General features: G+C 68.5%; 6 protein-coding genes. 3 read left to right on the top strand and 3 right to left on the bottom strand.

Translation table 11 applies throughout. The features are described 5' to 3' along the window. Nucleotides 1–91: 91 nt before the first annotated feature. Both ABZ260_RS45915 and ABZ260_RS45910 read right to left on the bottom strand, forming a co-directional pair. Nucleotides 92–1069: a hypothetical protein gene (locus tag ABZ260_RS45915; protein WP_355630817.1), complete on the bottom strand. Its 978-nt coding sequence runs from the start codon at nt 1067–1069 to the stop codon at nt 92–94. Between the two features lie 124 nt (nt 1070–1193). Further along, nucleotides 1194–2081, bottom strand: coding sequence for a hypothetical protein (locus ABZ260_RS45910; protein ID WP_355630814.1), 888 nt, complete (start codon nt 2079–2081; stop codon nt 1194–1196). A gap of 234 nt (nt 2082–2315) precedes the next feature. Between ABZ260_RS45910 and ABZ260_RS45905 the strand changes: the two genes are divergently transcribed. The 3 genes from ABZ260_RS45905 (at nt 2316) to sucD (ending at nt 5056) form a co-directional block, all read left to right on the top strand. Continuing rightward, on the top strand, nt 2316–2723 hold the full coding sequence (locus ABZ260_RS45905; protein WP_350956138.1) for a cobalamin B12-binding domain-containing protein: 408 nt from the start codon (nt 2316–2318) through the stop codon (nt 2721–2723). A gap of 276 nt (nt 2724–2999) precedes the next feature. After that, nucleotides 3000–4181: an ADP-forming succinate--CoA ligase subunit beta gene (gene sucC / locus ABZ260_RS45900; protein WP_355630811.1), complete on the top strand. Its 1182-nt coding sequence runs from the start codon at nt 3000–3002 to the stop codon at nt 4179–4181. Continuing rightward, entirely contained in the window at nt 4181–5056 is an 876-nt protein-coding gene (sucD, locus tag ABZ260_RS45895) for a succinate--CoA ligase subunit alpha (protein ID WP_350911591.1), read from the top strand. Before sucC ends, sucD begins: the two co-directional genes overlap by 1 nt. Here the strand turns inward: sucD and ABZ260_RS45890 are convergent. After that, nucleotides 5040–5223: hypothetical protein (locus ABZ260_RS45890; RefSeq protein ID WP_355630808.1), on the bottom strand; the 184-nt coding region annotated here is incomplete at its 5' end. The two genes, sucD and ABZ260_RS45890, sit on opposite strands and share 17 nt — an antisense overlap.

The raw sequence follows: 5223 nt of genomic DNA, 5'->3' as shown, positions 1-5223 counted from the left end.
TGCTTAGCACCGTTGACAGAATTATGCAGAGTTACCTGGCAGTGGACATGCTCGACTTCGTTCGGTGCCGGGTGTGATCAGCGCGGAAGGATCACTTGACGGTCAGCAGCGGGATGGGCGTGTCGGCTTCGAAGCCCGCCTGCAGTTCCTTCACCGTGGCGACCTGGTCGGCCGGCGGGGCGTCGATCGTGACCTTCGAACCCCAGTTGGTGTAGCGGGTGTCGACGGTCCAGGTCGGCCCACTCGAGAACTCCGTGTACGAGGTCGACAGCCTGCTGGGGAGCCGGTCGGCGTTCAGGAACAGCTTCCACTTGATCGTGGTCTTGGCCTGTTCGTCGGAGAGTTTCGGCTCATCCTGTGACGCGCGGAACCACGGCGAGATCTTCTGCAGCTCACCGAAAGTGATCTTCCCGGCATAGGCGGTCGGCTTCTTGACCGTGGCGTGCGCGAGGAGGGCCTTGAGGGTCGCGGGCTCGGCGACGTTGACGAGCTGGCCTAGCGAGCCGGCCACGCCGAGCGTGTCCCCCGGGTACCCGAGCCAGGGCTTGTCCTGCGGCAGAAACTGGCCGAAGGCCCCGCCTGAGAGGTACGCCTTTTTCTTGACCCGGACGACTCGTTCGGGCTCGGCCAGCCCGGCGAGCAGCTTGCTGAACTTCTTCTGCTCCTCGGTTTCCTCGGTGCCGCCTTCTCCGGCGCCGAATTCGAAGGCACCCTCATCGAAACGCAGCTGGGTGGTGTGGTCCGACGCGCTGATCCCGGAGGTGCTGAACTGCAATTCACCCTTACGGTGGCCGGCAATCGTGTTCTTGGAGCTGCCCTGCGTCTTCAGGATGTCGATGTAGGTGACGCCATGGCCGTTTTTGAGCTGACCCTTCAGCGCGGTGATCGGATCGGCGGCCTGTGCGTGCGCGGTCGATGCCAGCGCCGGAGCGCCGAGTACGGCCGTTGCGGCGCACGCCAGTCCGGCGATGTATCGCTTCAAAGGAAAATCCTCCTGACTGACCCCTCCGCCCCGTCGGGGAGGGGATGACACACTCTCGCTGTGCAAGATCACGAAAGGGTAGCGCATTTGGAGGATTGCCTTGAATTAAACGTGCATATTTCGTGCAGGGACATCTCCCCGGGCGTCGGAAGGCGGTGCGGATATTTGGTTTCCGGTCAATCACGGACCGTCAGATTTGTTTTTTCGCGATTCAGCCGATCGGCAGGACCGCCGGCTCGGGGAAGTCGGTGCCGACCCGGCCGGCGTCGGCGGTGTCCTCGGGAGGCGGCGGAACGAGGGTGACGGACGAGCCCCAGCCGGTGTAGCGGGTGTCCACCACCGTGGTCGTGTACTTGCCGGGACTGCCGCCGAGCGGCTGCCGCCAGGTGGTGCTCAGCCTGCGGACCAGGTTCGAGCGGTCCAGCCAGAGCTTGAAGCCGACCGGGATCCTGGCGCTCCTGCCCTTGGGCGGCCCGGCCAGCCTGTCGCGGAGCGAGGGGGAGGCCCTGTAGAGCGTGCGCAGCGTCACGGCGCCCTGCAGGAACGTGCCCGAGCGCAGCTTCCTGCGCACGGCGGTGTGGGACAGCAGGGTGCCCAGGGTGGCGGGCTCGAAGATGTCAACGATCTGCGGCAGGGCGGCGGTCTGCTTGATGTTCGCCGGGCCGATCAGCCCGAGCCAGGTCTTCCCCTCGGGCAGCCACGTCTCGTAGCCGGGCCCGGAGAGGTACGCCTCGTTCGGGAAACAGATCACCCGGGTCGAGCCGAGCTGCCGGCCGAGCTGCCGCTCCAGTTCCTTCACGGCCCCTTTGCCCAGCTCGGTCCGTCCCACCGTGTCCGTGCCGTACACCCCGGTCTCGTCGAACTCCACCCGGCCCTTGCGCCAGATGGTGACCACCGCCTTGCCGCCCCGATAGACGCGCCCGACGTCGGAGATCCGCAGCCCCGTGTGCTCGCCGAACTGCTGCCTCAGCCTCGTCACCGGAGACGGCGGCGGTGCCACCCCCGCGACCCCGGCACCCGCCGTTCCCGCCGCCTCCGCCGACACGGACAGCACCGAACCGGCCAGTACGACCGCGAGCAGAGTGACCCACCGTCTCATCGGATTCCTCCCCAGGAGTCAAGATCCGCCAAGCTAGCCAACCCCCGGCCCGCGGGCTATGGCGCGCACCAACAACTCGCGTCCATGGATTGCGCGAGTTTGAGCCGTACGGCACGCGAAGGCTCCGCGAGACCGCGACGGCGGATTCGAGGGGCCGAGAATCGCGGTGGCGGGAAGGCTCCGGCGAGATGAGGCCGGTTACGCTGCGAGGAGAGCGCGGAGGAGGAGGTCTGGATGGACGCCGTGCCGAGGATCCGCGTCGTCATCGCCAAGCCGGGGCTGGACGGCCACGACAGGGGGGTGAAGATCGTGGCCAGGGCGCTGCGGGACGCCGGGATGGAGGTCGTCTACACGGGCCTGCACCAGACCCCGGAGCAGGTGGTGCGCACCGCGATCCAGGAGGACGCCGCGGCGATCGGGCTGTCCATCCTGTCCGGCGCGCACATGACGCTCTTCGCCAGGGTGCTGGAGCTGCTGAGGGAGAACGACGCGAGCGACATCGTGGTGTTCGGCGGCGGGATCATCCCCGAGGCCGACATGCCCGCGCTCCAGGAGATGGGCGTCGCGCGGATCTTCACCCCGGGCGCCACCACCCAGGAGATCGTCGACTGGGTACGGAGCGCGATCCCCTCGCCCGTCTGACGAGTTCCGGCGAGGTTCGGGGCGCCCGCGACCCCTCTCGCCGGCGGGTCTTTCCGCGGACGGCCATGCCACACCGGTCTGGCGACAGGTGTCGGACGACGTCCGGTCATGGCGACGCGAACAACATTCGGGATGCGCGATCTGGGACCCGGTTACCTGGCCATGCCATGAGGCGGGCTACGCTTCATTGGCGCAAAACCGCCGCGCTCCCCCTTCGATCGTGGAGCCGGCCCACTCAGATCTATACACCAGCCGGACAAGCAAGGACGGACCCTCGTGGACCTGTTCGAACATCAGGCGAAGGAGCTCTTCGCGGAGTACGGCATCCCGGTGCCGCGCGGTATCGTCGCGCACACCGTGGAGGAGGCACGGGCGGCAGCCGAGCAGCTGACCGGCCGTGTTGTCGTCAAGGCCCAGGTCAAGACCGGTGGCCGCGGCAAGGCCGGTGGCGTGAAGGTGGCTGACGACGCCGCCGACGCCGCAAGCAAGGCCACCGACATCCTCGGCATGGACATCAAGGGCCACACGGTCCACAAGGTCCTGGTCGAGGAGGCCAGCGCGATCGCGGAGGAGTACTACTTCTCCTTCCTGCTCGACCGTGCGAACCGCACGTTCCTCGCCATCTGCTCCGCCGCGGGCGGCATGGAGATCGAAGAGGTCGCGCACACCAACCCCGAGAAGGTGGCGCAGGTTCCGATCTCCCCCCTGGACGGCGTCGACCGGGCCAGGGCCCGCGAGATCGCCCAGGCCGGCGGCCTGCCGGAGGCGTCGCTCGACGGCGCCGCCGACCTCATCGAGAAGCTCTGGTGCGCCTTCGTCGACGAGGACGCCTCGCTCGTCGAGGTCAACCCGATGATCCTGTCCGCGGACGGGCAGGTCAAGGCCCTCGACGGCAAGGTCACCCTCGACGACAACGCGTCCTTCCGCCAGGCTGACCACGAGGCCCTTGAGGACAAGGCCGCCGAGGACCCGCTGGAGGCCGCGGCCAAGGCCAAGGACCTCAACTACGTCAAGCTCGACGGCTCCGTCGGCATCATCGGCAACGGTGCGGGTCTGGTCATGTCGACCCTGGACGTCGTCGCCTACGCCGGAGAGGCCTTCCCCGGCCAGCCCAAGCCCGCCAACTTCCTCGACATCGGCGGCGGCGCCTCGGCCGAGGTGATGGCGGCCGGCCTGGAGATCATCATCTCCGACCCCGCGGTGAAGTCGATCTTCGTCAACGTCTTCGGCGGCATCACCGCCTGTGACGCGGTCGCCAACGGCATCGTCTCGGCCTTCCAGCTGCTGGAGTCCCGCGGCGAGACCGTGAGCCGCCCGCTGGTCGTCCGGTTGGACGGCAACAACGCCGAACTCGGGCGGCAGATTCTCTCCGACGCCAAGCTTTCCGGCGTCGAACTGGTGGACACCATGGACGATGCGGCCAAGCGCGCCGCCGAGCTCGCCGCGGTAGGTGCGTAATGGCCATCTGGCTGACCGAGAACAGCAAGATCATCGTCCAGGGCATGACCGGCGGTGAGGGTACCAAGCACACCCGCCGCATGCTCGCCTCCGGTGCCCGCGTCGTCGGCGGTGTCAACGCCCGCAAGGCCGGCACCGTCCACGAGGGCCTGCCCGTCTTCGGCACCGTCGCCGAGGCCATGAAGGAGACCGGCGCCGACGTGTCGGTCGTCTTCGTGCCCCCGGCGTTCACCAAGGACGCCGTCAAGGAGGCCATCGACGCCGAGATCCCGCTCTGCGTGGTCATCACCGAGGGTGTCCCGATCCACGACACCACCGAGTTCTGGGCCTACGCGATCGCCAAGGGCGGCAAGACCCGCATCATCGGGCCGAACTGCCCCGGCATCGCCTCGCCCGGCGCCTCCAACGCGGGCATCATCCCGGCCGACATCACCAGCGCCGGCCGCATCGGCCTGGTCTCGAAGTCGGGCACGCTGACCTACCAGCTCATGTACGAGCTGCGTGACATCGGCTTCTCCACCGCGGTGGGCATCGGTGGCGACCCGGTCATCGGCACCACCCACATCGACGCGCTGCAGGCCTTCCAGGACGACCCGGGCACCGACGCGATCGTGATGATCGGCGAGATCGGCGGCGACGCCGAGGAGCGCGCGGCCGCCTACATCGAGCAGCACGTCACCAAGCCGGTCGTCGCCTACGTGGCGGGCTTCACCGCCCCCGAGGGCAAGACCATGGGCCACGCGGGCGCGATCGTGTCCGGCTCGGCCGGCACCGCCCAGGCCAAGAAGGACGCTCTGGAGAAGGTCGGCGTCCGCGTCGGCAAGACCCCGAGTGAGACCGCCCGCCTGATGCGCGAGGTCATCGAGTCCCTCTGACGGGGGTCCGGGACGCGAGTCCCGGGTGAGCGAACGCGGCACGGTGCCGCGCGAGCCGGCGGCGCCCAGCCGTCGCGAGCATGTCGGCGTACTCCCGGCCGCCGAGGTGGCGCCGAGTCTGGAAACGGGGCGCCAGCTCCGGGGGCGCCAGGCGGACGCAGCCGGCG

The organism is Streptosporangium sp. NPDC006013 (assembly GCF_040614275.1).
Taxonomy (GTDB): Bacteria; Actinomycetota; Actinomycetes; order Streptosporangiales; family Streptosporangiaceae; genus Streptosporangium.
Note: the sequence above shows the minus strand (reverse complement) of the source record. Positions and strands in the feature narration are given on the sequence as shown.